The organism is Pseudonocardia oroxyli (assembly GCF_900102195.1).
Classification (GTDB): domain Bacteria; phylum Actinomycetota; class Actinomycetes; order Mycobacteriales; family Pseudonocardiaceae; genus Pseudonocardia; species Pseudonocardia oroxyli.
This window is the reverse complement of record NZ_FNBE01000010.1, coordinates 156723-181318: the sequence shown is the minus strand read 5'-3', so window position 1 is coordinate 181318 and position 24596 is coordinate 156723. Positions and strand designations below refer to the sequence as shown.

The 24596-nt window shown below is 71.9% G+C and carries 22 protein-coding genes, 1 tRNA gene and 2 pseudogenes; 19 read left to right on the top strand and 6 right to left on the bottom strand.

The window, feature by feature from the left end; translation table 11 throughout:
* Positions 1-9 precede the first annotated feature (9 nt).
* From BLS43_RS16745 to sp36, 3 genes are read right to left on the bottom strand one after another with little or no spacing between them, the layout of a single operon-like run.
* Entirely contained in the window at positions 10-567 is a 558-nt protein-coding gene (locus BLS43_RS16745) for a hypothetical protein (protein WP_176921370.1), read from the bottom strand.
* Positions 567-1028 (bottom strand): RidA family protein, encoded by a 462-nt coding sequence (locus BLS43_RS16740; RefSeq protein WP_093085509.1) that lies wholly within the window; start codon positions 1026-1028, stop codon positions 567-569. Before BLS43_RS16740 ends, BLS43_RS16745 begins: the two co-directional genes overlap by 1 nt.
* Entirely contained in the window at positions 1025-1192 is a 168-nt protein-coding gene (gene sp36, locus BLS43_RS16735) for a Sp36 family protein (protein WP_093085506.1), read from the bottom strand. Before sp36 ends, BLS43_RS16740 begins: the two co-directional genes overlap by 4 nt.
* Before the next feature lie 110 nt (positions 1193-1302).
* Between sp36 and bagA the strand changes: the two genes are divergently transcribed.
* Together bagA and bagB are read left to right on the top strand one after the other, a co-directional pair.
* On the top strand, positions 1303-2283 hold the full coding sequence (bagA, locus tag BLS43_RS16730; RefSeq protein ID WP_093085503.1) for an ATPase BagA: 981 nt from the start codon (positions 1303-1305) through the stop codon (positions 2281-2283).
* Positions 2284-2287: 4 nt separating this feature from the next.
* Positions 2288-3397, top strand: coding sequence for an ArsA family ATPase (gene bagB / locus BLS43_RS16725; RefSeq protein WP_093085500.1), 1110 nt, complete (start codon positions 2288-2290; stop codon positions 3395-3397).
* Between the two features lie 295 nt (positions 3398-3692).
* Here bagB and BLS43_RS16720 read toward each other — a convergent pair whose 3' ends face one another.
* On the bottom strand, positions 3693-4001 hold the full coding sequence (locus tag BLS43_RS16720) for a WhiB family transcriptional regulator (protein ID WP_281245842.1): 309 nt from the start codon (positions 3999-4001) through the stop codon (positions 3693-3695).
* 163 nt (positions 4002-4164) lie between these two features.
* Here BLS43_RS16720 and BLS43_RS16715 point away from each other — a divergent pair, with 163 nt between their 5' ends.
* The 4 genes from BLS43_RS16715 (at position 4165) to BLS43_RS16700 (ending at position 10373) form a co-directional block, all read left to right on the top strand.
* Positions 4165-6537, top strand: a complete 2373-nt coding sequence (locus BLS43_RS16715) for a penicillin-binding protein (RefSeq protein WP_245707540.1) — start codon at positions 4165-4167, stop codon at positions 6535-6537.
* Between the two features lie 88 nt (positions 6538-6625).
* On the top strand, positions 6626-7096 hold the full coding sequence (locus BLS43_RS16710; protein ID WP_093085462.1) for a hypothetical protein: 471 nt from the start codon (positions 6626-6628) through the stop codon (positions 7094-7096).
* Between the two features lie 107 nt (positions 7097-7203).
* Complete coding sequence (locus BLS43_RS16705) at positions 7204-9231, top strand: bifunctional MFS transporter/dTMP kinase (RefSeq protein ID WP_237195240.1); 2028 nt, start codon at positions 7204-7206, stop codon at positions 9229-9231.
* Positions 9228-10373, top strand: a complete 1146-nt coding sequence (locus BLS43_RS16700; RefSeq protein WP_093085456.1) for a DNA polymerase III subunit delta' — start codon at positions 9228-9230, stop codon at positions 10371-10373. Before BLS43_RS16705 ends, BLS43_RS16700 begins: the two co-directional genes overlap by 4 nt.
* Positions 10374-10382: 9 nt before the next feature.
* Here the strand turns inward: BLS43_RS16700 and BLS43_RS16695 are convergent, their stop codons facing one another.
* On the bottom strand, positions 10383-10847 hold the full coding sequence (locus tag BLS43_RS16695) for a hypothetical protein (RefSeq protein WP_093085453.1): 465 nt from the start codon (positions 10845-10847) through the stop codon (positions 10383-10385).
* 123 nt (positions 10848-10970) lie between these two features.
* Between BLS43_RS16695 and BLS43_RS16690 the strand changes: the two genes are divergently transcribed.
* The 3 genes from BLS43_RS16690 to BLS43_RS16680 all read left to right on the top strand — a co-directional run bounded on the left by BLS43_RS16690 (position 10971) and on the right by BLS43_RS16680 (position 13542).
* Positions 10971-11047, top strand: a tRNA-Thr gene (locus BLS43_RS16690).
* 108 nt (positions 11048-11155) lie between these two features.
* On the top strand, positions 11156-12646 hold the full coding sequence (locus BLS43_RS16685; protein ID WP_093085450.1) for a tyrosine-type recombinase/integrase: 1491 nt from the start codon (positions 11156-11158) through the stop codon (positions 12644-12646).
* A complete protein-coding gene (locus BLS43_RS16680; protein ID WP_176921369.1) occupies positions 12643-13542 on the top strand; it encodes a 1-aminocyclopropane-1-carboxylate deaminase/D-cysteine desulfhydrase in 900 nt (299 codons plus the stop codon). Before BLS43_RS16685 ends, BLS43_RS16680 begins: the two co-directional genes overlap by 4 nt.
* Before the next feature lie 20 nt (positions 13543-13562).
* Here the strand turns inward: BLS43_RS16680 and BLS43_RS16675 are convergent, their stop codons facing one another.
* Complete coding sequence (locus BLS43_RS16675) at positions 13563-14573, bottom strand: helix-turn-helix domain-containing protein (protein ID WP_143030080.1); 1011 nt, start codon at positions 14571-14573, stop codon at positions 13563-13565.
* A 254-nt stretch (positions 14574-14827) separates the two neighbouring features.
* Between BLS43_RS16675 and BLS43_RS16670 the strand changes: the two genes are divergently transcribed.
* The 10 genes and pseudogenes from BLS43_RS16670 to BLS43_RS16630 all read left to right on the top strand — a co-directional run bounded on the left by BLS43_RS16670 (position 14828) and on the right by BLS43_RS16630 (position 24595).
* Positions 14828-15088: an excisionase family DNA-binding protein gene (locus BLS43_RS16670; protein ID WP_093085445.1), complete on the top strand. Its 261-nt coding sequence runs from the start codon at positions 14828-14830 to the stop codon at positions 15086-15088.
* A gap of 7 nt (positions 15089-15095) precedes the next feature.
* Positions 15096-15305 (top strand): hypothetical protein, encoded by a 210-nt coding sequence (locus BLS43_RS16665; protein ID WP_245707539.1) that lies wholly within the window; start codon positions 15096-15098, stop codon positions 15303-15305.
* Positions 15302-15523: pseudogene (locus tag BLS43_RS31170) on the top strand (WhiB family transcriptional regulator); the annotation flags it as partial. The gene BLS43_RS16665 and the pseudogene BLS43_RS31170, both read left to right, overlap by 4 nt.
* 245 nt (positions 15524-15768) lie before the next feature.
* The gene (locus BLS43_RS16655; RefSeq protein ID WP_093085440.1) at positions 15769-16287 is read left to right on the top strand and encodes a hypothetical protein; all 519 of its coding nucleotides are present in this window, start codon (positions 15769-15771) and stop codon (positions 16285-16287) included.
* A gap of 99 nt (positions 16288-16386) precedes the next feature.
* Positions 16387-18126, top strand: coding sequence for a type IV secretory system conjugative DNA transfer family protein (locus BLS43_RS16650; protein ID WP_245707538.1), 1740 nt, complete (start codon positions 16387-16389; stop codon positions 18124-18126).
* Positions 18127-18128: 2 nt separating this feature from the next.
* The gene (locus BLS43_RS16645) at positions 18129-18545 is read left to right on the top strand and encodes a hypothetical protein (RefSeq protein WP_093085438.1); all 417 of its coding nucleotides are present in this window, start codon (positions 18129-18131) and stop codon (positions 18543-18545) included.
* Entirely contained in the window at positions 18542-19204 is a 663-nt protein-coding gene (locus BLS43_RS16640; protein ID WP_093085685.1) for a hypothetical protein, read from the top strand. Before BLS43_RS16645 ends, BLS43_RS16640 begins: the two co-directional genes overlap by 4 nt.
* Before the next feature lie 83 nt (positions 19205-19287).
* Positions 19288-20079: a hypothetical protein gene (locus tag BLS43_RS16635; RefSeq protein WP_425438554.1), complete on the top strand. Its 792-nt coding sequence runs from the start codon at positions 19288-19290 to the stop codon at positions 20077-20079.
* Between the two features lie 292 nt (positions 20080-20371).
* Positions 20372-21331: pseudogene (mobF, locus tag BLS43_RS32065) on the top strand (MobF family relaxase); the annotation flags it as partial.
* 90 nt (positions 21332-21421) lie between these two features.
* Positions 21422-24595, top strand: coding sequence for an AAA family ATPase (locus tag BLS43_RS16630; RefSeq protein WP_425438553.1), 3174 nt, complete (start codon positions 21422-21424; stop codon positions 24593-24595).
* Position 24596: the final 1 nt, after the last annotated feature.

Below are 24596 nucleotides of genomic sequence, written 5' to 3'. Positions count from 1 at the left end.
GGGCCCTCCTCAGTTCGTGGGGACCGGCACGCCGGATCGCGCCGGGGCCGTCCACACCGGACGGGACCCGACGATGGCGGCCTGGTGGTAGGCGGGCGGCTCGAGGTCCGTGGGGAGCACCTCGACGCAGGGGGTGCGGTCGCCGTGCACGCGCAGCAGCCGCTGCAGGGTGCCGGTCAGCTCCCAGGCGCGGTCCGCGCCGGTCACGACCAGGACCCGCTGGGTTCCGCGCCGCGCGTCCCGCAGCTCCTCGGCGCGCCCGGCGACGACCGCCATCGCCGTCAGCACGGCGAGATCGGGGATCTCGGGGCCCGCGGCGAACGAGGGGGCTGGCGGCTCGACCCCCGGGAGGACGGCGTCCACCAGTCGCGACAAGCTGGTCGCGGCCAGCAGCTCGCGCTCGTGGTCGGTCACGCCGATCCGGTTGCGCAGCAGGGCCCGCGGCAGCAGCGACCCGACCGGCCCCGCGGCGCCCGCCGCCAGCCAGTCCCGGAGTCGCCACGACACGTCGTCCGGCAGCCGACCGGCCAGCCGGAGGAGCAGTTCGTGTGCCGCCGCGGTGTCCACTAGGACCCGACCTCGACGATCAGCTCGACCTCGACGGGGGCGTCGAGCGGCAGCTCCGCCACGCCCACCGCGGAGCGGGCGTGCCGGCCCGCGTCCCCGAAGACCTCGGCCAGCAGGTTCGACGCACCGTTGACCACGCCGGGCTGACCGCCGAACCCGGGCGCGGAGGCCACGAACCCGACGACCTTGACGACGCCCTTGACGTTGTCGATCCCCACCAGCGCATCGATCGCCGCCAGCGCGTTGAGCGCGCAGATCCGGGCGAGCTCCGCAGCCTCGTCGGCGGTCACGTCCGCACCGACCTTGCCGGTCTGAGGGAGCTTCCCGTCGACGAACGGCACCTGGCCCGCCGTGAACACCAGCGACCCGGTGGCCTTCGCCGGGATGTAGGACCCGGCGGGCGCCGCGACGGCGGGCAGGGTGAGGCCCAGCTCGGCCAGGCGCTGCGAGGGGGTGGTCACGACTGCACCGGCCGCTTGAAGAAGGCGATCAGGTTCTCGGGCGTGGCGCCGGGGACGACCGAGACCAGCTCCCAGCCGTCGCGGCCGAAGTTGTCCAGGATCGCCTTGGTGTTGTGGATCAGCAGGGGGGCGTTCAGGTACTCCCACCTGACCAGGTCGCTCATGCGTCGCACAGTAACCGGGGCCCGTCACCCGGTACGGGGTCGGTGGGCGGGATGTGCGGCGAGTGGCCGCCTGCGCGCGGTCGGCCGGGGCGGCGCCTACGCTTCGTCTCGTGAGTGCTCCCGCTGATCCGTGGGCGGCTCGTCTGCACGTGGTCTCCGGCAAGGGTGGCACCGGCAAGACGACGGTCGCCGCCGCGCTCGCCCTGGCGCTCGCCTCGAACGGCAGGCGCACCCTGCTCGTCGAGGTGGAGGGCCGCCAGGGCATCGCCCAGGTGTTCGACACCGCGCCGCTGCCCTACGAGGAGCGCCGGATCGCCGTCGCGCCCGGGGGCGGCGAGGTCCGCGCGTTGGCCGTGGACGCCGAGGCCGCCCTGCTGGAGTACTTCGAGATGTTCTACAAGCTCGGCATGGCGGGCCGGACGCTGAAGCGGATGGGTGCGGTCGAGTTCGCCACCACGCTCGCGCCCGGCCTGCGGGACGTGCTGCTCACCGGCAAGGTGAAGGAGTGCGTGGCGCGCACGGAGAACGGCAGGCCGGTGTACGACGCCGTGGTGCTCGACGCGCCGCCCACCGGCAGGCTGGTCACGTTCCTGGACGTCACGAAGGCGATGGCCGAGCTGGCGCGCACCGGCCCGATCCACAGCCAGGCCGAGGGGGTGGTCGCGCTGCTGCACTCGCCGCGCACCGCCGTCCACCTGGTCACGCTGCTCGAGGACCTGCCCGTCACCGAGACGCTCGACGCCATCCGCGAGCTGCGCGCCGCCAACCTGCCGGTCGGCTCGGTGATCGTGAACCGGGTGCGGGAGCAGTGGCTGCCGGACCGGTCCGTGGCCTCGGCGGCCAGCGGCCGGGTGGACGCGGGCCGGATCCGGACCGGGCTGGTCGCCGCCGGTCTCGACCTCACCGACGAGGTGCTCGACGGGCTGGTGGCCGAGACCGTCGAGCACGCCGTGCGGGTGGCCGCGGAGACGGCGGCGGGCGAGCGGCTCGCCGCGCGGGCGGACGTCCCGCGGGTGGAGCTGCCCCAGCTCCTCGCCGGGGTGGACCTGGGCGGGCTCTACGAGCTGGCGGAGCTGATCACGCGTGATTGACGAGATGCTCGACGACCCGGCGATCCGCATCGTCGTCTGCTGCGGGTCGGGCGGAGTGGGCAAGACCACCACCTCGGCGGCGCTGGCGCTGCGGGCCGCCGAGCGCGGGCGCCGGGTGGTCGTGCTGACCATCGACCCCGCCCGTCGGCTGGCCCAGGCGCTGGGGCTCGACGAGCTGTCCAACGAACCCGCCTCGGCCGCGGGCTCGCTCGACGCGATGATGCTGGACATGCGCCGCACCTTCGACGAGATGGTGCAGGCGCACAGCACCCCCGAACGGGCCGCGAAGATCATCGCGAACCCCTTCTACCAGACCGTCTCCAGCTCGTTCTCCGGAACGCAGGAGTACATGGCGATGGAGAAGCTGGGGCAGCTGCACGCGCGCGGCGAGTGGGACCTGATCGTCGTCGACACCCCGCCGTCCCGCTCCGCGCTGGACTTCCTCGACGCCCCCCAGCGGATGTCCCGCTTCCTCGACGGACGCATGATCCGGCTGCTGTCCGCGCCCGCGCGGGCGGGCGGCAAGGGGCTGCGCAAGGTCGTCGGCGCCGGCTTCGGCCTGTTCACCAAGGCGGTCTCGACGATCGTCGGCGGCCAGCTGCTCACCGACGCGTCGGCGTTCGTCGCGGCCTTCGACACCATGTTCGGCGGCTTCCGCGAGCGGGCGACGACGACCTACGAGCTGTTGCGGTCGGACGGGACGGCGTTCCTCGTGGTCGCGGCCCCCGAACCGGACGCCCTGCGCGAGGCCGCCTACTTCGTGGACCGGCTCGGCAGCGAGGGGATGCCGCTGGCCGGGCTGGTGCTCAACCGCACCCACCCGGTCCTCGCCCCGCTGTCGGCGGCGCGCGCCCGGACGGCGGCGGAGAACGCGGGGTCCTCGCGGCTCGCGAGCGCCGTGTTGCGGCTGCACGCGGACCGGGTCGACCTCGCCGACCGGGAGGAGCGGCTGCTCGCCCGGTTCACGGGCGCCCACCCGTCCGTCCCGGTGGTTCGGGTGCCCGCGGTGGCGGGCGACATCGCCGACCTGGACGGCCTGCGCACCGTCGGCGAGCGGTTGGCGGTCCAGGACCCGCCCGCGTCATCGGCGGGATCCGTCCGCTCCCTCCGCTGAGAGTCTCGCCGGGACGGGGACGAGCTCGGCGTGGCGGGCCTCGTTGACGTCGATGCCGCAGCACGGGCAGTGCCTGCCCAGGGCCGCGAAGTCGGCGCTGAAGTCGGGGACGATGACGATGGCGGTACAGCCGGGGCAGCAGATCGGGGTGAACATCGCGGGCCTCCTGTGTGGTCTGGGTCACTGATGGGGAGACCGGGAGTCGGTCCCTGATTCATCGGTGCCAGGAGAAGGGTCCCGCCGGGCGGCCCCGGACACATGGGTGACGCCCACTCATCTCTCGCGGGCGATCTACTCACCCGGCCGCACGCCCCTCGTTCTCGTAGAAGGCCTGCCGGGCCGCGCCCAGCAGGTCCGCCCAGCTCTCGACGTCCGGGCGGGAGCGCAGCAGCGCGCGGCGCTCCCGCTCGGTGGTGCCGCCCCAGATCCCGAACTCGACGCCCTCGTCGAGCGCGTGGGCCAGGCACTCGGTGCGGACGGGGCAGGCGCGGCAGAAACCCCGCGCGTCCCGCTGCTGCGCGCCACGCACGAACAACCCCTCGGCATCGGTCGTGCGGCAGCGGGCCGCGACACGCCAGTTCCAGCTGGTCAGGGCGGTGGTCACCGGTCGTCTCCTCGGCACGGCGGGCCGGGGGCGGCCCGCGTTCGGCATCTGAGACGGATTCTGCGAGCGTCCGGTTCCCGCCGACAGCACGCAGAACTACTCAACTTGCGACACCGCCGACGAACCACCCGAGCTTCACGTTCGGGTCGGTACCCTCCCCTCTGTGGCTCCTCCGCGTCGTCTCGCTCGGCCGATCGCCCTACTCCTCGGCCTGTGCGTGCTCGCCGGAGTGGTCACGGCGGGAATGGCGTTCCCCTTCGCGGCCGGGGTCGGGCTGATCAGCAACGACGCGGGCGACAGCGTGAACTCCACGTCGAGCAGCCTCGTCGAGGGCGGCCTGCCGCTGACCACCACGCTCACCGACAACCAGGGCCTGCCGGTCGCCTGGATCTTCGATCAGAACCGGCAGCAGGTGGGCGCCGGGCAGATCTCGGAGGCGATGAAGGGCGCGATGGTCGCCATCGAGGACCGTCGCTTCTACGAGCACCAGGGCGTGGACTGGCAGGGCACGATCCGCGCGGTCATCGCGAACTCGGCGTCCGGTGACGTCGTGCAGGGCGCGTCGACGCTGACCCAGCAGTACGTCAAGAACTACACCCTCTACGTCGAGGCCAAGACCGACGCGGAGCGGCTCAAGGCCACCGAGCAGACCCCGGCCCGCAAGCTGCGCGAGGCCCGCGTCGCGCTGCAGCTCGAGCGTCAGCTGCCGAAGGACGAGATCCTCGCGCGCTACCTCAACATCGTCTTCTGGGGCAACGGCGCGTACGGCATCGAGAGCGCGGCCCGCACCTACTTCGGGGTGCAGGCCAAGGACCTCACCGTCGCGCAGTCCGCGCTGCTCGCGGGCATGGTCCGGAACATCTCCGCGACCGACCCGGTCACCAACCCGCAGGCCGCGCTCGACCGGCGCAACCTCGTCATCAGCCAGATGTTCGAACAGCGCATGATCAACGAGCAGCAGGCCCGGGCCGCCATCGCGGAGCCGCTGGGCGTCGCGTCGCCGCTCAACACCCGGCCGAACGGCTGCATCGGGGCGGGGGACGCCGGGTTCTTCTGCAAGTACGTGTCCACCTACCTGGCCGAGCACGGCTTCAGCCAGGAGCAGGTGGCGCGCGGCGGCTACACCATCAAGACGACCCTGGACCGCCAGAAGCTGACGTTGATGAAGGCCTCGCTCGACGGCGAGGTCCCCCCGACCCAGCCGAACGTCGCCAACGTGATGTCGCTGGTCGAGCCCGGTCGGGAGAAGCACCGCGTGCTCGCCATGGCGTCGAGCCGCACCTACGGGCTGAACGCGGAGGCCCTCGAGACGAGCTACGGACTGCCCTACGAGCCGGTCAACCTCGGCGCCGGCTCCACGTACAAGATCTTCACGGCGGCCACGGCCATGGAGAAGGGGCTGGGCATCAACTACCAGATGTCCGTGCCGCCGTCGGGCTACGCGTCGCCGATCTACCTCGACGGCGGCGGCCGCCCGATCCCCGTCCAGAACGCGGGCACCTACGCGGAGCGGATGAGCCTGCAGGACGCGCTCGCCACCTCCCCGAACACCGCCTTCATCAAGCTCGAGGAGTTCACCGGCGTGCCGGACGTCGTGGACATGGCCGTCCGCCTCGGGATGAAGTCCCTGGCCACGACCCCGTTCGTCGACCCGGGCACCGGGCGGCGCACGGACAAGTCGATCGCGCAGGTCACCAAGGAGCAGCGGCAGGCGTCGTTCACCCTGGGTGTCTCGCCGACGTCCGTGCTCGAGCTGGCCAACGTCGGGGCGACCATCGCCAGCTCCGGCGTGTGGTGCCCGCCGAGCCCCATCGAGTCGATCACCGACGCCGCCGGGCAGCCGGTCGCGATCACCGATGCCCCCTGCGAGCAGGTCGTGGAGCCGGGCCTGGCGAACACCCTGTTCCACGGGCTGTCCAAGGACGACATCTCGGGGACCTCGGCGAGCGCGGCCCGCCAGGTCGGGTGGAACCGGCCGATGGGCGGCAAGACGGGGACGACCCAGCAGCACAAGTCGGCGGCCTTCGTCGGGTTCCTGCCGAACCTGTCCGGCGCCGTGATCACCTTCGACAACTCGAACTCGCCGCGCGAGCTGTGCGACGGCGCGGGCGCGCCCTTCGCCTGCCGCAGCGGCAACATCTTCGGCGGCAAGACGCCCGCCGAGACCTGGTACGGCGCCGTCACCCCGATGGTCGAGGGCACGCCGGTGCTGCCGCTGCCGCCCGCCGAGGACCGGTACCTGACCGGCGGCGCCGAGACCCGGGTGCCGGACGTCGTGGGTCGCGGCGAGAACGACGCCCGCGCCGTCCTGCAGCGGGCGGGCTGGCAGGTGGGCAGCCGCACCGTGGACAACAACGCCCCCGCGGGCACGGTCGTGGGGCAGAGCCCGCGCGGCACCGCCCTGCCCGGTGAGCAGATCGTGCTGCAGGTCAGCAGCGGCACCGTCCCGCCCGCGCCCGCGCCGCCCGGTGAAGGTGCCCCGCCGGAGGGCGGCGAGGGCGCCCCGCCGCCGGGTGAGGGCGGGGACGAGGGCTGACCCCCGCCGTGCGGGGCGGGGATCCCAGTGCGGACGCGCCGGGCGCATGACCTGTGCTCCGGCGCCGACCGTCCTACGATCCGAGGTCATGACAGGTCTGGACCGCGCGGGCGTGCTCGTGCGCTGGATGCCGTTCACCCGGCGCCCGGCGCGTCCCGCCCCGTGGACCACCGGCCGCCACGACCCGACCCGTGACCCCGAACCCCGCGAGCCCGAACCCCGCGAGCCCGAACCCCCGAACCCCGAAGACCTCGCCGGCCTCGCTGATCTCGCGCCTCCTCCGACGCCCGCCCCGCCCGTCCCCGCCCCGCGCGCACCGGACCTGGCCCGCGTCACCCCGGAACCGCTGCTGCGCCGCCCCACCCGCAGGTCGCGCCCGGAGCCGCGGGGGGCGATCGTCAACGGCATCGAGCACCGGCCGCCGATCGACACCGAGGCCGAGCTCGGGCTGTCCCGGTTGCTGCGCGCCCGCGCGGGCTCGCGCACGATGACGCTGTTCTTCGTCGCCGTCTACCTGGTGATCCTGCTGCAGCTGGGGTACTCGCTGATGAACCCCTGAGCGGGCCTCGTCGGTGCCGGGCGAGACCCGTCGGTGCCCCCGTCTACCCTGGTTCCACGGTCGGTGGACGACTCCCCGCAGCTCCGGCCCGCGCCAGACCAGTGGAGGTGTCCGCGATCGCAGCCGAGATCCCCGGCGGCGCGAGCAGTCCCGCGCCCACCGCCCACCGTGTCCGCAGCGTCCTCGCCATCCCGGCGTTCCGGCGGCTCTGGGCCGTCACCGCGGTCACCGCGACGGGTGAGTGGCTGAGCCTGCTCGCGCTCACCTCGCTGGCCACCCAGCTGACCACCGGCTACGCCGCGCAGAGCTTCGCACTCGGCGGCGTCGTCGCCACCAAGCTGTTGCCCGCGCTGCTGCTCGGCCCGCTCGCGGGCGCCCTGGCGGACCGCTTCGACCGGCGCAAGGTCATGGTGACCTGCGACGTGCTGCGGTTCTGCCTCTTCGTCTCGATCCCGCTCGTCGGGTCGCTGTGGTGGCTGTTCGCCGCCACCTTCCTGATCGAGATGTGCGCCATGTTCTGGATCCCGGCCAAGGACGCGTCGGTCCCCAACCTGTTGCGCCGCAAGGACCAGGTGGAGACGGCGAACCAGCTCGCCCTGGTCGTCACCTACGGCGTGTCCGTGCTGGTCGCGTCGGGCCTGTTCACGGTCGTGTCCAGCATCGGGCACCTGCTCCCGGCCGCGAGCGGGGAGTCCAGCCTCACCACCGTCTACGTCGCCCTGGTGCTCGACGGGTGTGCGTTCCTGCTCTGTGCGATCATCGTCTGGTTCCGGATCCCGGAGATCTCCGGGCGCGGGGGCGGGCCGGACAAGGAGGCCCCGCCGAAGCTGCTCACGCTGCTGCGCGAGGGCTTCACGTTCGTCGCCACCACCCCGCTGATCCGCGGTCTGGTGCTCGGCATCATCGGCGCGTTCGCGGCGGGGGGCGCGGTGATCGCGTCCGCCAAGCTCTACGCGGCCAGCCTCGGCGGTGGGGACGCCGCGTACTCCGTGCTGTTCACCGCGGTGTTCGTCGGACTCGCGGGCGGCATGGGCGTCGCGCCCCGGCTCGCGCACCGGCTGCCGCACAACCGGCTGTTCGGCACCGCGATCGTCGGGGCCGGGGCGGCGCTGGTGATCGTCGCGGTGTCCGGCTACCTCTTCATGGCGATCCTGGCCGTGGCGCTCGTCGGCGGGTTCGCCGGCATCGCTTTCCTCACCGGCCTCACGATCATCGGGTCGCAGGTGGCGGACGACATCCGCGGCCGCATCGTCGCGTTCGTCCAGTCCCTGGTCCGCCTCGTCCTGCTGGGCTCGATGTCGCTGGTCCCGGTCGTCGTCGGCCTGGTCAGCACCCGCTCGATCACCCTGTTCGCCCACACCTTCACCGTCGACGGCACCCGGTTCGTGCTGGCGGGCGGCGGCATCCTCGCCGCCGTGATCGGCACCTTCGCGTACCGGCAGATGGACGAGCGCCGGCTCGAGCCGCTGCTCGGTGACCTGCTGTCGGCCCTGCGCTCGGGGGAGACGCGGCGGGGCTCGGGCACGCTGATCGCGGTCGAGGGCGCCACCCCGGCTGAGACCGCGGAGCAGACCGCCCGGCTGGCGGCCGCACTGCGGGAGCGGGGCCACGTCGTCGTCGAGCCGGAGGACAGCGAGCGGGACGCGTCCCGCTGGGCCGCGGCCACCCGCGAGGCCCATCTGTCCAGCGCCCGGGCCAAGGTGCTCGCCGCGGCGGCCATCCGGGCGGACATCGTGGAGCGGATCATCCGGCCCGCGCTGGACGAGGGGGCCGTGGTCGTCGTCGACCGCTTCATGGCCAGCCCGATCGCGCAGTTCGGCGTGGCCGTGGACCGGATGGACGCCGAGCTGGAGCGCGGTGAGCTCGAACGGCTCGCCGCCTGGTCCACCGGCGGGCTGCGGCCGCAGATCTCGGTGCTGCTGGACCGTGAGGCCGAGGGCACGCCCGGGGGCCTCGCGGGCGAGGAGCACGGGCGGGTCCAGCGGCTGCTGGCGGGCCTGGTGGCCGCCGAGCCGCAGCAGTACGTCGTCGTGGCGGCGGACGGTGACCCGGAGGACGTCGCGGCGCGTGTGCTCACCGGCGTCACACCCTCCCTGCCGCCCACCCCCGAACAACCCGCCGAAGCCCACCGATGAGTGTCTGGCGTGACGTGGTGGGCCAGCCGGCCGCCGTCGAGGAGCTGAGCACCGCCGCCACGGACCCCACCGCGATGACGCACGCGTGGCTGTTCACCGGCCCGCCCGGGTCCGGGCGCTCCACCGCCGCCCGCGCCTTCGCGGCCGCCCTGCAGTGCCCGACCGGCGGCTGCGGGGAGTGCCAGTCCTGCCGCACGGTGCTCGCCGGCACCCACGCGGACGTCCGGGAGATCGTCCCCGAGGGGCTGTCCATCTCGGTCAAGGAGATGCGCACCCTCGTGCAGCTCGCCGCCCGGCGCCCCTCCACGGGCCGCTGGCAGATCGTCGTGATCACCGATGCGGACCGGCTCACCGAGGGCGCGGCGAACGCGCTGCTCAAGGCGGTGGAGGAGCCTGCGGACCAGACCGTGTTCCTGCTGTGCGCGCCGTCGGACCACCCCGAGGACGTCTCGGTCACCATCCGCTCCCGTTGCCGCACCGTGTACCTGCGCACGCCCAGCCCCGAGGCGGTCGCGGAGGTGCTCGTCGAGCGGGACGGGATCGAGCCGGAGATGGCGCGGTGGGCCGCGTCGGTGTCTGGTGGGCACGTCGGCCGGGCCCGGCACCTGGCCCGCAACGAGCACGCCCGGCAGCGCCGCGAACGCGTCCTCGGCGTTCCGCTGCGGCTGCGGCACCTGGGAGACGCGTTCGCCTTCGCGGACAACCTGGTGCGCGAGGCCGAGGCGGAGGCGTCGGACGTCAGCGAGTCCCGGGACGCCGCCGAGCGCGAGGAGCTCGCCGTCGCGATGGGCGCGGGCGGGGTCGGCAAGGGCGTCGCGCAGGCGGCGCGCAGCGCCAAGGCCGCCGAGAAGGAACTCGAGAGGAAGCAGAAGTCCCGCAACACCCGCACCCAACGGGACGCGCTTGACCGCGCGCTGGTCGACCTGGCGAGCTTCTATCGTGACGTCCTCGTCGCCGGCTCCGAGGTCGCCCTGACCAACCCGGACCGCGAGTCGGACGTGCGGCAGGCCGCCCGCGACTGGACCCCGGAGTCGGCGCTGCGCAGGCTCGAGTCGGTCCTGGCCTGCCGCGAGGCCCTGGAGCTGAACGTGAAACCGCGGATCGCGGTCGAGGCGATGATGACCAGGCTCCATCAGGGGTAACCGCGCGCGTCAGCCGGTCAGCGCCGCGAGCCAGTCCTCGAACCCCGGGCTGGTCGGCGGCCAGACCCAGGCCAGGACCACCTGCACGGCCCCGACGGCCGCCAAACGCCCAGGCCGTCCGGCGGCCGGTGTCGCCCACCTCGTCGGTCGGCCGCTCCAACGTCGCGACGAGGACGCCCCGCCCTCCCGGCGCACGGGGAACCATCCCTGCGTGCGCAACGTCTGCGGGTCGAGCCCGTCGAGCAGGCTGCGGTCGGTCCGGGTGTCCGCCAGGTCGATGTAGGGGTGCTCCCACGTCCGCGCGAGCAGCCGGTACAGGTCGGTCCGCCGAACCAGCCCGGCGGCGACGAGGACCGCCCCCACCCGAGCCCCGTTCCGCGCCGCCACCTCCACGGCCCAGTCCCGCTCCTCCGCCGTGACCATCCCGGCCGCGACCAGACGCTCCCCGATGCGCGGGTCCGTGGCCACCGTCATGCGCCAATCGTCGCGGCGCTGGCGCCTGTCGGCATCCTGACCTGCCAGAACGACCCACACGGGTGACGAGGCGGGGGCCGTGCAACCGCCCGGACCCCGGTAGCTAGACTTGCCACGCACCACGCCGCCTTAGCTCAGTCGGTTAGAGCGACGCACTCGTAATGCGTAGGTCTGGGGTTCGACTCCCCAAGGCGGCTCCACAGAAGAAGCAGGTCAGCAGCCTGTTTCTCTCGCAGAATGATCCACATCTGATCCGCCCGGGGCATGAGTACGGGCATGTCCGCGCCGTTCTGGCCTAGCTTCTGCTCATGGCGAGGGGCTCGGTCGAGACTCGAAGGTCAGGTTTTCGCGCGCGCGTGTACGCGGGCAAGGACCCTGTCACCCAACGGCAGATGTACCTCCGCGGTGAGAACCGCCGGACCTGGGCGGAGGCCGAGGCGGATATCGAGCGACTCCTCGCGCTGGCCGACACCGGCGAGAAGGTGGAGCTCAAGCGCACGGTCGCCAGCCTCCTGGACCGCTGGATGGAGACCGTCGATCACGAGCTGAGCACTGCGGAGACCTCGGCGGGCTACATCCGCCGCACGATCAAGCCTGCGCTCGGCGACATGCCGATCCGGAAGCTCCAGCACCGGGTGGACATCCTCGACAAGCTCTATACACACCTGCGCCGATGCAACCAGCTCTGTAAGAGCCCGATGCCCGGCCATGTGTGCAAGCCGATGTCCGCGGGAGCGGTTCGGCGTGTGCACGCGATCCTCTCGGCCTCGCTGAACTACGGCGTCTCGTGGGGATGGATCGAGCGCAACCCGGCCGACTACGCGCACCCACCCAAGCTCGCTCGGCGTCAGGCGCTCCCGCCTCGCCCCGAGCAGGTTGCCGCGCTCCTCAACGCTGCCGGTGCGGGCGACGAGGAGCTCGGCGTCTTCCTCTGGCTGGCGGTGACGACCGGCGCCCGCCGCGGCGAGCTCGTCGCCCTGCGCTGGTCAGACTTCGACTTGGAGCGCGGGCTACTGCGGGTCCGCTCGAGCTACGTCGTCCGGTCGGGTCAGCGGAAGCTCAAGGGCACAAAGACCGGCGAGGAACGCTTGTTGTCTCTCGACACGGTCTCCGTCGAGCTGCTGGACGGGTTCCGAGCAGCCCGAGACGCCGCCTTGGCGCCCGCCGGGCTCCTGCTTGCCGCTGATGCGTTCGTCTTCTCGCCGAATCCCGCGGGCACCGCCCCGTGGCATCCGGACCACTTCACCCACGGCTACCGCGAGGTCGCCAACAGGCTCGGCATCACCGAGCCACTGAAGAACCTCCGCCACTTCAACGCGACCCAGCTCCTTGCGGCCGGTGTCGACCTGCGGACGACTGCCGGCAGGCTCGGTCACAGCGATGGGGGCGCGACCACGCTGCGGGTCTACGCAAGCTGGACCAAGCCGGCCGACCAGCGAGCCGCCGAATTGCTGGCGGGTGACCTGACGACGCTGCGCGCGATGGCGGCGGCCGCGGGGTCCGTCGAGGCTTTGGGAACGTCGCGCCGGTTGGCTCGGATGAGCCGTCCGATGGCCGAGTACCTCCGGCCCGGTGCAACGACCTACGCCGAGGTCGCTGTCGACTTGCGACGTGCCGTGCTTGCAGGCGAGCTGGCCGCAGGTGACCTCCTCCCGACGGTCCCCGATATCGCTGCCTACTTCGGCCTGGCGAGGTCCACCGCCCAGCGCGCCGTCACGACGTTGGGCGGAGAGGGCATCATCGAACGAAGCGGCAACCGCTGGGTCGTCGCGAAGGGAGCACGTCCGGAGGCATCGTGACGGTCGAGAGCCACCTCGACGAGCTGGAACTCGTCGTGCCCTCTCCTGTCCAGGAGATCCACGACGAGCGCCTCGAGCGCCACGGTGTGCGGCTTCTCCTCAAGCGGGACGACCTCATTCACCCGGAGATCCCCGGCAACAAGTGGCGCAAGCTCAAGTACAACCTGAAAGACGCCGAGGCAGCTGGACAGACCAAACTCCTGACCTTCGGCGGTGCCTACTCCAACCACATCCGCGCGGTTGCAGCCGCGGGCTACTACTTCGGCTTCGAGACCGTGGGCGTCATTCGAGGCGAGGAGCACCTGCCCCACAATCCGACTCTCGCCTATGCCACTACCCGCGATATGACGCTGGCCTACATCGACAGGGACCGATACCGGATCAAGACGTCGGACGAAGTCCTCGGCCCGCTGCAGGAGCGGTTCGGGGAGTTCTTCCTCGTTCCTGAGGGTGGAAGCAACGCAGCAGCCGTACGCGGTGTGGCTGAGCTACCGGCTGAGATCGACTTCCCCTACGACGTCCTCTGCGCGCCGGTCGGTACGGGGGGGACATTGGCCGGCCTCGCGTATGCCGTCCCGAGCGGCGTGCGGGTGCTCGGCTTCTCCTCGCTCAAGGGCGGCGCGTTTCTCGCCGACGACGTGCGCGGGCTTCAGGGAGTAGCGGGGCAGGTAACCGACAACTGGGATCTGCAGTTGGACTACCACTTCGGCGGCTTCGCCCGACGCCCGGCCGAACTGCGGGAGTTCGCACAGGACTTCGAGGTGAGGCACGGCGTCGACCTGGAACTGACGTATGTCGCCAAGATGTTGGCGGGCATCGTCGACATGGCCTCGACGCGACAGTTCCCGTCTGGGTCAGTCATCGTCGCGGTCGTCACCGGTCCACCAGACGCCTGAAGCAGGAGACGTTCGCTTGGTCAGACGCGCGATGCGAACTCGGCAACACTGTCCGGGGTGATCGACCTGGATTCGAGACGAAGCTCCCAAGCGCCGTTGTTGATCTGGAACCTTTTCCCGAAGCCGAGCCACCGGCCTGTCATCTGTCCACCGGACTCAACGAGCAGTTGCGTCGCGCCGCGGTAGACCGCGCCCTTGTAGTAGCCCGTGGGTGAGGTCTTCTCCTCCCACGTCCCGGTCGCGCTGATGCCATCGAGGGCGAGCTCCATACGCAGCTCCGAACCGGTGCTGTGAGGCAGGCTTTCGACGCTCAACGCGTTGCCTTGGTGCCGGATGACGACGTAGTGAGTCGATGCGAGTTCCTGACCCCGCCCGTCGCTGTAGAAGCTGTACTCGCTCTTCCAGACCCCGGAAAGGTCGAGCGTCCCGGGAACGGCCGCTGTAGCGGGCCGCGGGGCGTCGACAGCGGGCGTAGCCGCGGCCAGGGTGAAGGCGAATCCCAGCTTCACCAGCAGAGACCGCCGGTCGAAGGCCGGATCGAGCTGGCTCACCCAGATCGCGAGCTGTTCGGCGACGTCCTGCGCCGGGGTGCGCTCGAGCCGCTCGGCGAGTTCGCGGAGCGCAGCGCGGCCTGCACCAACGTCGTCGCTGGTGTCCTGTGATAGCTCCTGCTCACCTGTGGTCACCACTGCCGGCAAGCGTGCCAGCTCGGTTCGGGCCCGCTGCACGGGGTCGGCCGCGCGATGGTCGCCGACGTCGACGAGCAGGTCTGTGAGGTGGCAGGCGTAGATCTCCGCGAGCCTCGCGAGCACTTCGAGCGACGGCTCGTAGCCCGACTCCGCAGGCCACCGCTCCCAGTACGAGATGTTTTTGAAGGTCTTGGGATCGTCCGGCCACAGCTCGTTCCAACGATCCGCAACGTCCCCCTGGCTCCATCCGTGCGCGACGCGCAGCGCCACGCGCGCGTTGACCCGGTAGGTCTCGCGGAACTCGGCGGCAACCTCGGTCCACGTGTGGCCGTCGTTGCGCATCTCGCGCGACCGCTGGATCTGAAGCTGTCGCTGGCTTCGGGGCCGTGCCGCCATCTCGCCCGCCCCTCTCGGCGTTTGAGGTCAGCATAGACGATCCTTCCCCGTTTGACAGGGAAATTCTGCCGATCAAGCTGGCGCTCACGCAGGGTGTTTCGCACTCACGTTCCGTCGTTTCCTGATGTCACTCCCAGGACTACACGGGCAACGAACTCTCGCCGCCCCGACGGTCCTCCCAGAACCCAGGAGGCGACCTCGTGAACGAACCGACCGCCCACCCGTTGATGACGATCCATGCCGCCGCGCTCGCCCTCGGCTGCTCGGACATGACGATCCGCAGGAAGGTCGAGGCGCGCGCCTTCCCCGCCGTGAAGATCGGCTCGAAGGCACTGGTGCCTCGGGCCTTCGTTGAGCGGCTGATCGCCGACGCGCTGGCTGGCAGAACCGTTGTCGCCGAGGAGTACGCCGCCGCGTGGGCGGCCGAGGCCACCGCGATGCGCGAGGAGCGTCATGCCTAGCCCCGGGGTGCTGATCTTCCTCGCTGTCCTCGGAGCCTTCCTGTGCGCCAAGGCGAGGCTGGCGGGAGCCGCGATCGCCTTCTCACTCATCGCTTTCCTCGTCCTCGTCGCAACGCCGCTCGGACAGGGCATTCCCGACGCCGCGGCCACGTTCTTCTCAACGCTCGACGGCGCCTCGACTCCGGTGCTCAACCAGCCCGGAGGTGAGCAGCCGTGAGCGCAGTCGACTGGCGCGACAGTGCCGCATGCGCCGACGAAGACCCTGAGCTCTTCTTCCCCGTGATCGAGCGGGGAGCGCAGGCGGTCGCGGAGATCGCTGCGGCCAAGAAAGTCTGCGCTCGGTGCCCGGTGCTCATGAAGTGCAGGACTTGGGCGCGTCGCTCGCTCCCATACGGCATCGCAGGCGGTCTGACCGCCGATGAGCGACGTGAGCTGCCGGTTCCCGCGGAGGTCCTGAAGCCGAGTGGGCGGCTCGGGCCGCCCGTCGTGGGTGATCGGCGTGAGGTTGCGGCCGCTGGACGACTAGCCATTCAGCGTGGCGCGCCTCCCGCCGAGGTCGCCGCCCAGTTCGCCGTCACGCAGCGGACTGTGACGCGGTGGGCTGCGCAGGTTCGCGCCCAGTCGGACAAGGAACAAGGGACCGAGAACCACGAGCGCGTGAGCGGCGTGAGGAGTGGTCGGTGATGGCGCCCATCGGTGTTGGCCGTCGGCTGGAATCTCTGGCCTTCGAGATCGCAGCCGAAGAGTTCGACGGCGAGATCGTGGTCGAACCTATCCCCGGCTACCAGATGTTGACCCGTCAACGCCTGGTGGATCCCATGCCTGGCGTGCGTGCAGCGCGCGCATTGGTGAGCGCTGCCCGCGGTCTGCTCGTCGACCAGGCTCGGGACGCCCGCGCCGCTGGCCGGTCGTGGGAGGAGATCGGGGAGGCACTGGGGCTCTCCGACAGAACAACGGACGACCCGCGCGACGAGGCGGCGTTTGCCGAGGTCGTCGAGGGGCGGCGAGCCGAGCCTACTCAGCATCCGTTTCGGACCCCATCGACCTACTGGCGCTGCAGATCCTGCGGCGAGCTCGTGACCGACTACGGGCCGATCGGTAGCTCGCACCCAGATGACCAGGAATCCGGACACGCGACGACCTGCACCCGTCATCAGGCAGCGCTCGCGAGATGGCGCGTAGACACGGGATGGGACTGACGGATGGACATGTTGTGGAGCCCGACCGCGGTCCTGCTGATTGGGTTGGTCGCAGCCGCCGTACCGGCTTGGACACGCCGAGCTCGAGGTATCGCCCTCGTGCTAGGCCTGTTCGCATTGCTGCCCGCGTTGACGATCCTGCGAGGGCTGCCCTGGCCGCTGCTGCTCGTGCCCGCCCTCGGGCTGCTGATCTTCCTGCGGTATCGCTGGACGCGATCGGCGTCGGTCGTCTCCCGGTGGGGAGCCCGATCGCGGCGCAAGTCCGGTGTCGCCTCATCGGTCGACATCGTCCGCTTCGGCGGGTCCGCAGCGATGCTGCGCCGAGCCCCCACCCTCCGCCCGTCCCTAGAGACGTTGTCGAGGTGGGAGCTGATGACACTCCCGGTCCCCGAGGTCGCGGTGCGGCTGTGCCGCTCCGGTGGGCAGTGGGTGTGGTCGTCCAACGAGGACGTCGTCGTCTCCGTCGGCGGGCCGCGCTCGGGAAAGTCCGGCTGGCTTGCCGGGCAGATCATCGACGCCCCCGGCGCCGTCCTGGCCACCAGCACCCGCCTGGACCTCCTAGAACTGTGCACTCCGTACCGGGAGCGCAAGGGCCCGGTGCTGGTGTTCAACCCGGCCGGTCTGGGCGAGGTGGCCTCGACGGTCACCTTCGACCCGCTGACCGGCTGCGAGGACCCCGTCGCTGCCGCAGAGCGCGCGGCGGACTTGCTCTCGGCGGTGTCGTCGTCCGGGGGTGGGGATCGGGAGTACTGGGAGCTGCAGGGCCGCCGAGTCCTGGAGGCACTGCTGCACGCCGCAGCGTTGGGACACAGGTCGATGCGGGAGGTCATGGATTGGACCGCCGACCCCGAGACCGCCCGCAAGGAGGTGACTGCGCTACTGCGCCGGTCCCCGGAGCCCGGCTTCGGGGTGTCGTTCGAGCAGTTCGTCACCACAAACGACCGCACTCGGACCTCGATCACCTCGACGATCATGCCTGCGCTCGGCTGGCTCACCTCCGCCCCCGCACGAGCGGCCGCAGGGCTGGGGCCCGAGGGTGCGCGCCCCTTGGACGTCGATGACCTGCTGCTGGTGCGGGGGACGGTGTTCCTGCTCGGTGGGGACGAGTCCCCGACCGCGCCGCTGGTGTGCGCGTTGACCGGGTTCATCGCCCGCGAGGCCCGCCGGATCGCGGCCACCAAGCCGGGCGGGCGTCTCGACCCGGGACTGCGGCTCGCGCTCGACGAGGCCGCGCTGATCTGCCCGGTCCCGCTGGAGTCGTGGACGGCGGACATGGGCGGGCGCGGGGTGTCGATCCTCGTCGTCGTCCAGTCCCGCGCGCAGCTGCTCGCCCGCTACGGCGAGCACGGGGCGGCGACGATCCTGAACAACGCCGGTGCGGTGATGGTGTTCGGCGGCACCCGCGACCGTGACGACCTGCAGTTCTGGTCGACCCTGACCGGGGAGCGGGACGAGCCGGCCGACACCCTCGACCCGCGCGGCAACACCGTCGCCCGCGGGACGCGCAAGACCTCGGTCCTGTCGCCGGCGCAGATCGCGAACCTGCCCGCAGGGAAGGTGCTGGTGATCCGCCGGGGCATGCCCCCGGTAGTCGGGTGGGCACAGATGGCGTGGCGGCGCCGCGACGTGCGCTGGACCCGTCTCGCCCGTCGCCGCCCGAGCACCGCGGGCCGGGTCGTCCGGGGCGTCGACAAGGTCCCCGCGGCCCGGTGGGTGCTGCGGCGCTGGGTGCCGGGTTGGCCGGGCCCGCAGTTCACGCGACCCGCCTCGCCCGTGCTGCTGGGTGACGTCCTGGTCGTCGACGGAGAGATCGTCCCGACCCCCGCGAGGGAGGAGTGACCATGTCCGACAACAGCATCAGCGTGAACGACTGGTCCGAGCCCGAGCAGGACCTGGTGCCGCTGACCCGCGGCGAGGCAGTCGAGCTGATCGCCGAGCAGACCGGCCGCTCGCGCGAAGTCGCCGAGAGCATGGTCCGGGACTACCTCGACGACACCAGCACCCGCCTGGGCTACTCGGTGCACCGCTGGGGCCTCGACTCCGGAGACGTCGCGGAGATCCGCCGCGACTACGAGTGGATCGACTACGAGGCCGGAGAGAACCCCGCCGACGCCCGCGCGCGGGCCGCGGTCAACGCCGCTGGATGGGCGACGACGGCGGCCGCGGTCGATCGCGAGCACAGCCCCGGCTACACCGCCCGCGCTGATCTGCAGGCCGCGATGTGGGCCGAGCGCGCCGAGGACGGGTGGTCGGCATGATCCCGCCCAACCCCGCCGAGCCCACCGAGCCCGACGCCGCGACGGCCGGGCTCGCCCGCGAGGTCGACGGCCTGCGCCGCCTGCTTGCCCCGCTCCCGGCGCGGGTGGACACCCTCTCGGGCCTGGTCGCGGAGCTGGGGGAGACCGTCGCCGCGCTGGCCGCGCGGAAGCCGCCGACCCCGGCGCCGTCCTGGCTGATGGCCCCGACCGACGTCGAGGTAACCGGGCGGCTACTCGACGAGCTCGCGGGCTGGCTCGCCATCGTCTATCTGCGGTACCCGGACGCGGTCGAGTCCTTCCCCGATTGTTGGTGCTGGCACCCGCACGTGGTGGAGGAGCTGCTCTGGCTAATGCATGCCTGGGCCGCCGCCTACCAGGGTCCGGCAGCGTCGGTCGCCTTGGCGGGGGACTGGCACGACCGCCAGCGTCCGGGTGTGGTCCGACGGATCAAGGCGACGGCGGGGGTGTGCTCGCGGGAGAACCACCAGACCCGCCCCGGCTGGCCCGACCAGGTCACCGGCGCCCCCACCGTCCCCTCCGAGGCCGACCTGGACCGGATCGGGCAGTGGTGGGCCGAGGCCCGCGAGGAGCCGGCACCCGAGCCGCCGCCGTCCCCGGAGTCCCGGATCGGCGCTGCGCTGCGCGGAGGTCCGCGGTGAGCTGGAAGCGATCGGTGGTATGGCTGCCCGGACTCGCCGTAGCCGTCGGGGCCGCGGTCGCTACAGCGCACGGTCTCTACGAGGTGGCGTTGGCCTCGCGGGTGCCGGGCCCGATCGCGTGGCTCTACCCGTTGATCACCGACGGGCTCGCGCTGGTGGCCTACACCGCCACTGCGCGCCTGCAGGGTTCGGCGGCCCGCTACGCGTGGACCGTCGTCGTGGTCGCCGCTGGGATGTCCGGGCTCGCGCAGGCGGTGTTCCTGGCCGGGGAGGCGGGGGCGTTGGCGGCGCCGCCGTGGCTGCGGTTCGCGATCGGCGCGTGGCCCGCGATCGCTGCCGCGGTCGTCGCGCACCTGCTCTACCTACTGGCCGCCCCTGAACACGTACAGCGGCCGGACACCGGTGGCGAGCGTTCAGCGGTGCCGGGTGTTCAGCGTTCAGCGCCGGGTGTTCAGGCGGTCTCGTCTGGGCTGAACAGCGGGTTGGGCTACGTGCCCGGGCCCGGGGTCGAGACGGTGGCCGAGGTGGAGCGTTCAGGGGTTTCGGCTGTGCTGGGCGGCGGCGGTGAACACGTCGAGGGGCGCGACCCGGCTGAGCGTGCAGCGGCGGCTCCGTCCCCGGCGCGGGACCGCGCTCAGGAGGTCGCGCTGGCTTACCGGGCGGCGCATCGGGAGTGGCCGACGGTCTCCGAGCTCCAGGACACCGCGGGGGTGTCGCGCGGCACCGCGTCCGCGGCGCTCAAGGCGCTGCGCGACGACACCGGCGGCCCGGAAACCACGCCGATCGCCTTGCACCTGATCACCACCACGACCGACCAAAACCTTCACGATCCCGACTCCAGCTCCTCCGACTCTCAGAAGAAGAGCAACCGATGACGACCACGACCAACGACCTCAACAGCAACCGCAACTACTCCAAGCGAACTACTCAACGACCAAGATCAAATGACTCACACCTATGCATCACGATCCGAGGGGGCGGTCCGGCCTCCGGCCGATCCGGGCGTGCGAGCGTCGGCTGCGCAGTCGCTGTTGATCTCCGTGGCGGCGTCTTCATGATCTTTTCGGGGTGGTCGGGATGCTGACCGTCGGGCCTGGCTACAGCCCTGATTACCTGCTCAAGGAGGTCGCCACTGGCCGGGAGAACTACTACACGGGCGCGGTCACCGAGGGCGAGCCGCCGGGGCGGTGGTGGGGCCGCGGGGCCGAGCGACTCGGTCTCACCGGCCTGGTGGACGCGCAGGACATGCGGGCGGTGTTCGAGCGGTTCCTGGACCCCCGCGCCGAGGGCTTCCGCGATCCGGCCCGGTGGGACGAGGTGGCCACGCTGCTCGGGCACACCGGCCGGAGGTTCAAGACCGAGGAGGAGCTGTACAGCCTTGCCCTTGAACACGAGCCGAACGCCTCCCCTGAACGCCGCGCCGAACTCAGGGTGGAGGCGGGCAAGAAGGTGCGCCAGAACGTCGCTTTCCTGGACGTGACGTTCAGCGTTCAGAAGTCGGTGACCCTGCTTCACACAGCGTTCAACGCCGAAGAGACCAAGGCTCGTACGGCCGGCGACCTCGACACTGCCGAGGCGTGGGGTCGGTTCCGGACGGCGGTGGAGGATGCGATCTGGGCGGGCAACAACGCCGCACTGGAGTACCTGTCCGACAAGGCCGGCTACTCCCGCATCGGCCACCACGGCGGCGCCGCGGGCCGGTACGTGGATGCGCACGACTGGATCGGGACGTCGTTCTTCCAACACGACTCCCGTGACCACGATCCGCAGCTGCACGTCCACAACCCGATCCTCAACCGCGTCCAGGGCCCGGACGGGGCTTGGCGCACCCTCGACGGCCGCTCGATCTTCCGGTGGCGCGGCGCCGCCGGGGCGGTCGCCGAGCGCACCACAGAGGAACGCCTGAGCCACGCATTGGGGGTCCGGTTCGCCACGCGCCCCGACGGCCGCTCCCGGGAGGTGGTGGGGGTGGCGCCGGAGACGATGGCGTTGATCTCGTCACGGCGCCGCGATGTCACCGCGAAGGCCGCCGAGCTCATCGCAGCGTTCGAGGAGCGGTTCGGGCGTGCCCCGAACGGGCTGGAGCGGGACCGGCTGTCGCGTCAGGCGACCTTTGCGACCCGGCGGTTGAAGACCCACGACGGGGAGACCCGCGCCCAGCTCCTCGACCGCATCGACACCACCCTCAGGTCGGAGGTCGCCGACGGGCTTACCGGGGTGGCCCGCGCCGCCCTGGACGCGCGGGGCGCTGGTCCGTCGGCGGAGTCTTGGTCGCCGCAGGCGGTCATCGAGACCGCGCTCGCCGACGTCCAGTCCCGCAAGTCCGGCTGGACCCGCTCAGACCTCACGAGGGCGATCAACGCCGCCCTCCCCGATCACCTCGGCCTCGCCGACGGCACCGATGTCTCCAGGCTGCTCGACGACCTGGCAGAGGAGGGCCTGCGCTACGCCGTCGCCCTGGACGCTGAACGTCCCGGCGCCTCGGCGCTGCCCGCGGAGCTGCAGCTGGCCAACGGCGACTCCGCCTACCAAGCCCCGGGCGGGCGGCTGTTCGCGACCCCGGACCAGCTGCGCACCGAGCGGATCCTCGTCGCCGCCACGGCTGACCGCGACGGCCCTGCCCTCGCCCCGCACCAGGCGGCACGGTTCCTCGAGGGCCTGCGGGAGTCGGGTATCGAGCTCGGCTTCGACCAGGCCGCCGCCGTCCGCGGAGTCCTGACCTCCGGAGCACGGCTGGAATCCCTCGTGGGCCCGGCAGGGACGGGGAAGTCGTTCGTCGTCGGAACCCTCGCCAAGGCATGGACCGACCCCGAACTGCACGGGGAGACGGGCGAGCGGCGGGTGTTCGGGTTAGCGACCTCCCAGGTCGCGACCGACGTACTCGCCGGCGAAGGCCTGACCGCCCGCAACGTCGCCCGCTGGCTCGCCACCCAGGACCGGCTCTCCGCACCCACAGCCGACGGCCGCGCTCACACCGAGGACTCGGCGTGGCGGCTGCGGGCCGGGGACCTTGTAGTGGTCGACGAGTCGGCGATGACCGACACCACCGCCCTGGCCGCCATCCACACCCATGTGGACAACGCCGGGGCGAAGCTGCTGCTGGTCGGGGACCACAAGCAGCTCGCCGCCGTCGGCGCAGGCGGCGGAATGGAGCTCCTCGCAGGAGCGGGCGCCCACTACGAGCTCGCCGACGCCCGCCGGTTCACCGCCGAATGGGAACGCGCCGCCTCCCTGCGACTGCGGGCAGGAGATGAACGGGTGCTGGGCGACTACCACCGCCACGGCCGCCTGCTCGACGCTGGCAACCCCGACCAGGCCGAAGCGTCCGCGTCACGGGCATGGTTGGCCGACACTCTCGCTGGCCGGCGGTCGCTGCTGCTGGTCGACACCAACGAACAAGCCGCCCGCCTCTCCGCCCAGCTGCGCGCCGAGCTCGTCCGGCTCGGACGGGTCGCCGAGCACGGTGTCCCGCTCGGGCTGCAGGGCACGTACGCCGGTGTCGGGGACCTGGTCGAGGCGCGGGCGAACGGCTGGCACCTGGCCGGGGTCGAGGGCAACCGCCGCGGCCCGATCAACCGCGAGACCTACCAGGTCACCGCCGTCCGCGACGACGGAGCATTCGCAGTCACCACGCGCGACGGACAGCCCATCGTCTTGCCCGCCGACTACGTCGCCGACAACCTGGCGCTGGCCTACGCCTGCACAGTGCACTCCGCGCAGGGCGCGACGGTCGACACCAGCCACACCGTGGTCACCCCGCGCACCGCCTCCTCGGCCCTCTACGTCGGGATGTCCCGCGGCCGGGACAACAACACCGCCCACATCTCCACCGAGACCGTCGTGGAGGACCCAGCCGACGGTCGCCCCGACCAGACCGTGCGCCGGGACCCGGTCGCAGCACTCGCCGCGGTCCTCGACCCGGACGGGCGCACCGATCAGCTCTCCGCGCTCGCCACCGCGAACCGCGCGACAGACGAAACGGAGTCGGTGCGGACCCCAGCGGAGCTGCTTGCCGACGCAGCGCAGCTCGCCGCGACCCACCGGACCTCGACGTGGCTGGACGATCTTGCCGCCGACGGCACCCTCGGCATTCGCGACCGGGCGAGGATCGCCGCCGAGGACGGCGCCGCCTCGCTCACCCGTGTCCTGCGCTCAGCCGAGCTCGCCGGCCACGACCCCCGCCAGGTGCTTACCGACGCCATCACCGACAGGTCTCTGGACGGGGTCCGCAACGCCACGAACGTCATCTACTCCCGCATCACCGACCGGCACCGCTTCGACCCCACCACCAGCAGCTGGGCCGAGCGCACCCCGCGCGTGGACGACGCGGAGTGGCAGGCCTACCTCGACCGTCTCGCCGAGGCTGCCGATGACCGGACTGCTCGGCTCGCGGACGCCGCGGTCGCGGACCCACCGGGCTGGGCGGTGCGCGAGTTCGGCGAGCCCCCCGCAGACCTGGTCGATCTACGCCAGTGGCGCTCCGACGTAGGGCGGGTGGAGGCATACCGGGAGCTGCGCGGCCACACCGACGACACCGATGCGCTCGGGCCTGCGCCTGCCCCGGGACAGGTCGAGGCGTTCGCCGCGTATCGGGACGCCTGGCGGGCCCTCGGCCGCCCGGAGATCGACCGCGAAGAGGTCGAGATGTCCGACGGCCAGCTCCGCATGCGGATCAGAGCAGCCGAACGGGAAGCCGCGTGGGGGCCCCGCTACGTCGCCAACGAACTCGCTGGAACCCACCAGGCCGCCGAGACTCAACGACACCGAGCCGTCATCCTCGCTGCCGAGGCCGACCTCGACGGTGCCGACCGCGAACAGCTCACCGGCCAGAGCCGGGACGCGATCGCGCTCGCCGAGACCCTCGACAAGCGTGCCGCGGAGCTCCAGCAGCTCGATGACGCGCGCGCCCGGTGGCTTGCGCATACCGCGGGAACCCGCGCGGCCGGGGAACGCGCTCAGGTCGAACTGTCCCTGCGCCATGCCGACGACATCGACGAGGACCCGCGGGTCACTGCTGAGGAGTGGCTGGCTGCGCACCGCGACGCTCAGATCGAGGACGAGCGGCACCGCGACGTCGTCGCCGACTACGAATTCGACGACCCCCGAGGCGATTCCGGCGCCGGCAACGTGGATCCGGTGGTGGACATCCGCGAGACCGCCGCGGGCGAGGACCGGCTTCGCCACGAGGACTCCGTGCGGGTCCCGACGGCAGACGAGACCTCGGCCGCGATCGACCGGGCCCATCGCGCCCTGGCCGAGATCCACGCCCGCGACATCTACGACGGCAGCCGGGAGGCCGAGGAACTCGCCGCCGAAGCGTGGCGATCGCCGAGCCACGACACCACCGACGAGCAAGAGGCGGTCAACGACAGCGCCTGGGAGCGGACGTGAC

Coding starts and splice junctions, on each gene's coding strand:
- sp36 (WP_093085506.1), bottom strand. CDS start 1,192: ATGAGCGACCTGGTCAGGTGGGAGTACCTGAACGCCCCCCTGCTGATC.
- bagB (WP_093085500.1), top strand. CDS start 2,288: ATGCTCGACGACCCGGCGATCCGCATCGTCGTCTGCTGCGGGTCGGGC.
- BLS43_RS16710 (WP_093085462.1), top strand. CDS start 6,626: ATGACAGGTCTGGACCGCGCGGGCGTGCTCGTGCGCTGGATGCCGTTC.
- BLS43_RS16700 (WP_093085456.1), top strand. CDS start 9,228: ATGAGTGTCTGGCGTGACGTGGTGGGCCAGCCGGCCGCCGTCGAGGAG.
- BLS43_RS16695 (WP_093085453.1), bottom strand. CDS start 10,847: ATGACGGTGGCCACGGACCCGCGCATCGGGGAGCGTCTGGTCGCGGCC.
- BLS43_RS16685 (WP_093085450.1), top strand. CDS start 11,156: ATGGCGAGGGGCTCGGTCGAGACTCGAAGGTCAGGTTTTCGCGCGCGC.
- BLS43_RS16675 (WP_143030080.1), bottom strand. CDS start 14,573: ATGCGCAACGACGGCCACACGTGGACCGAGGTTGCCGCCGAGTTCCGC.
- BLS43_RS16645 (WP_093085438.1), top strand. CDS start 18,129: ATGTCCGACAACAGCATCAGCGTGAACGACTGGTCCGAGCCCGAGCAG.
- BLS43_RS16640 (WP_093085685.1), top strand. CDS start 18,542: ATGATCCCGCCCAACCCCGCCGAGCCCACCGAGCCCGACGCCGCGACG.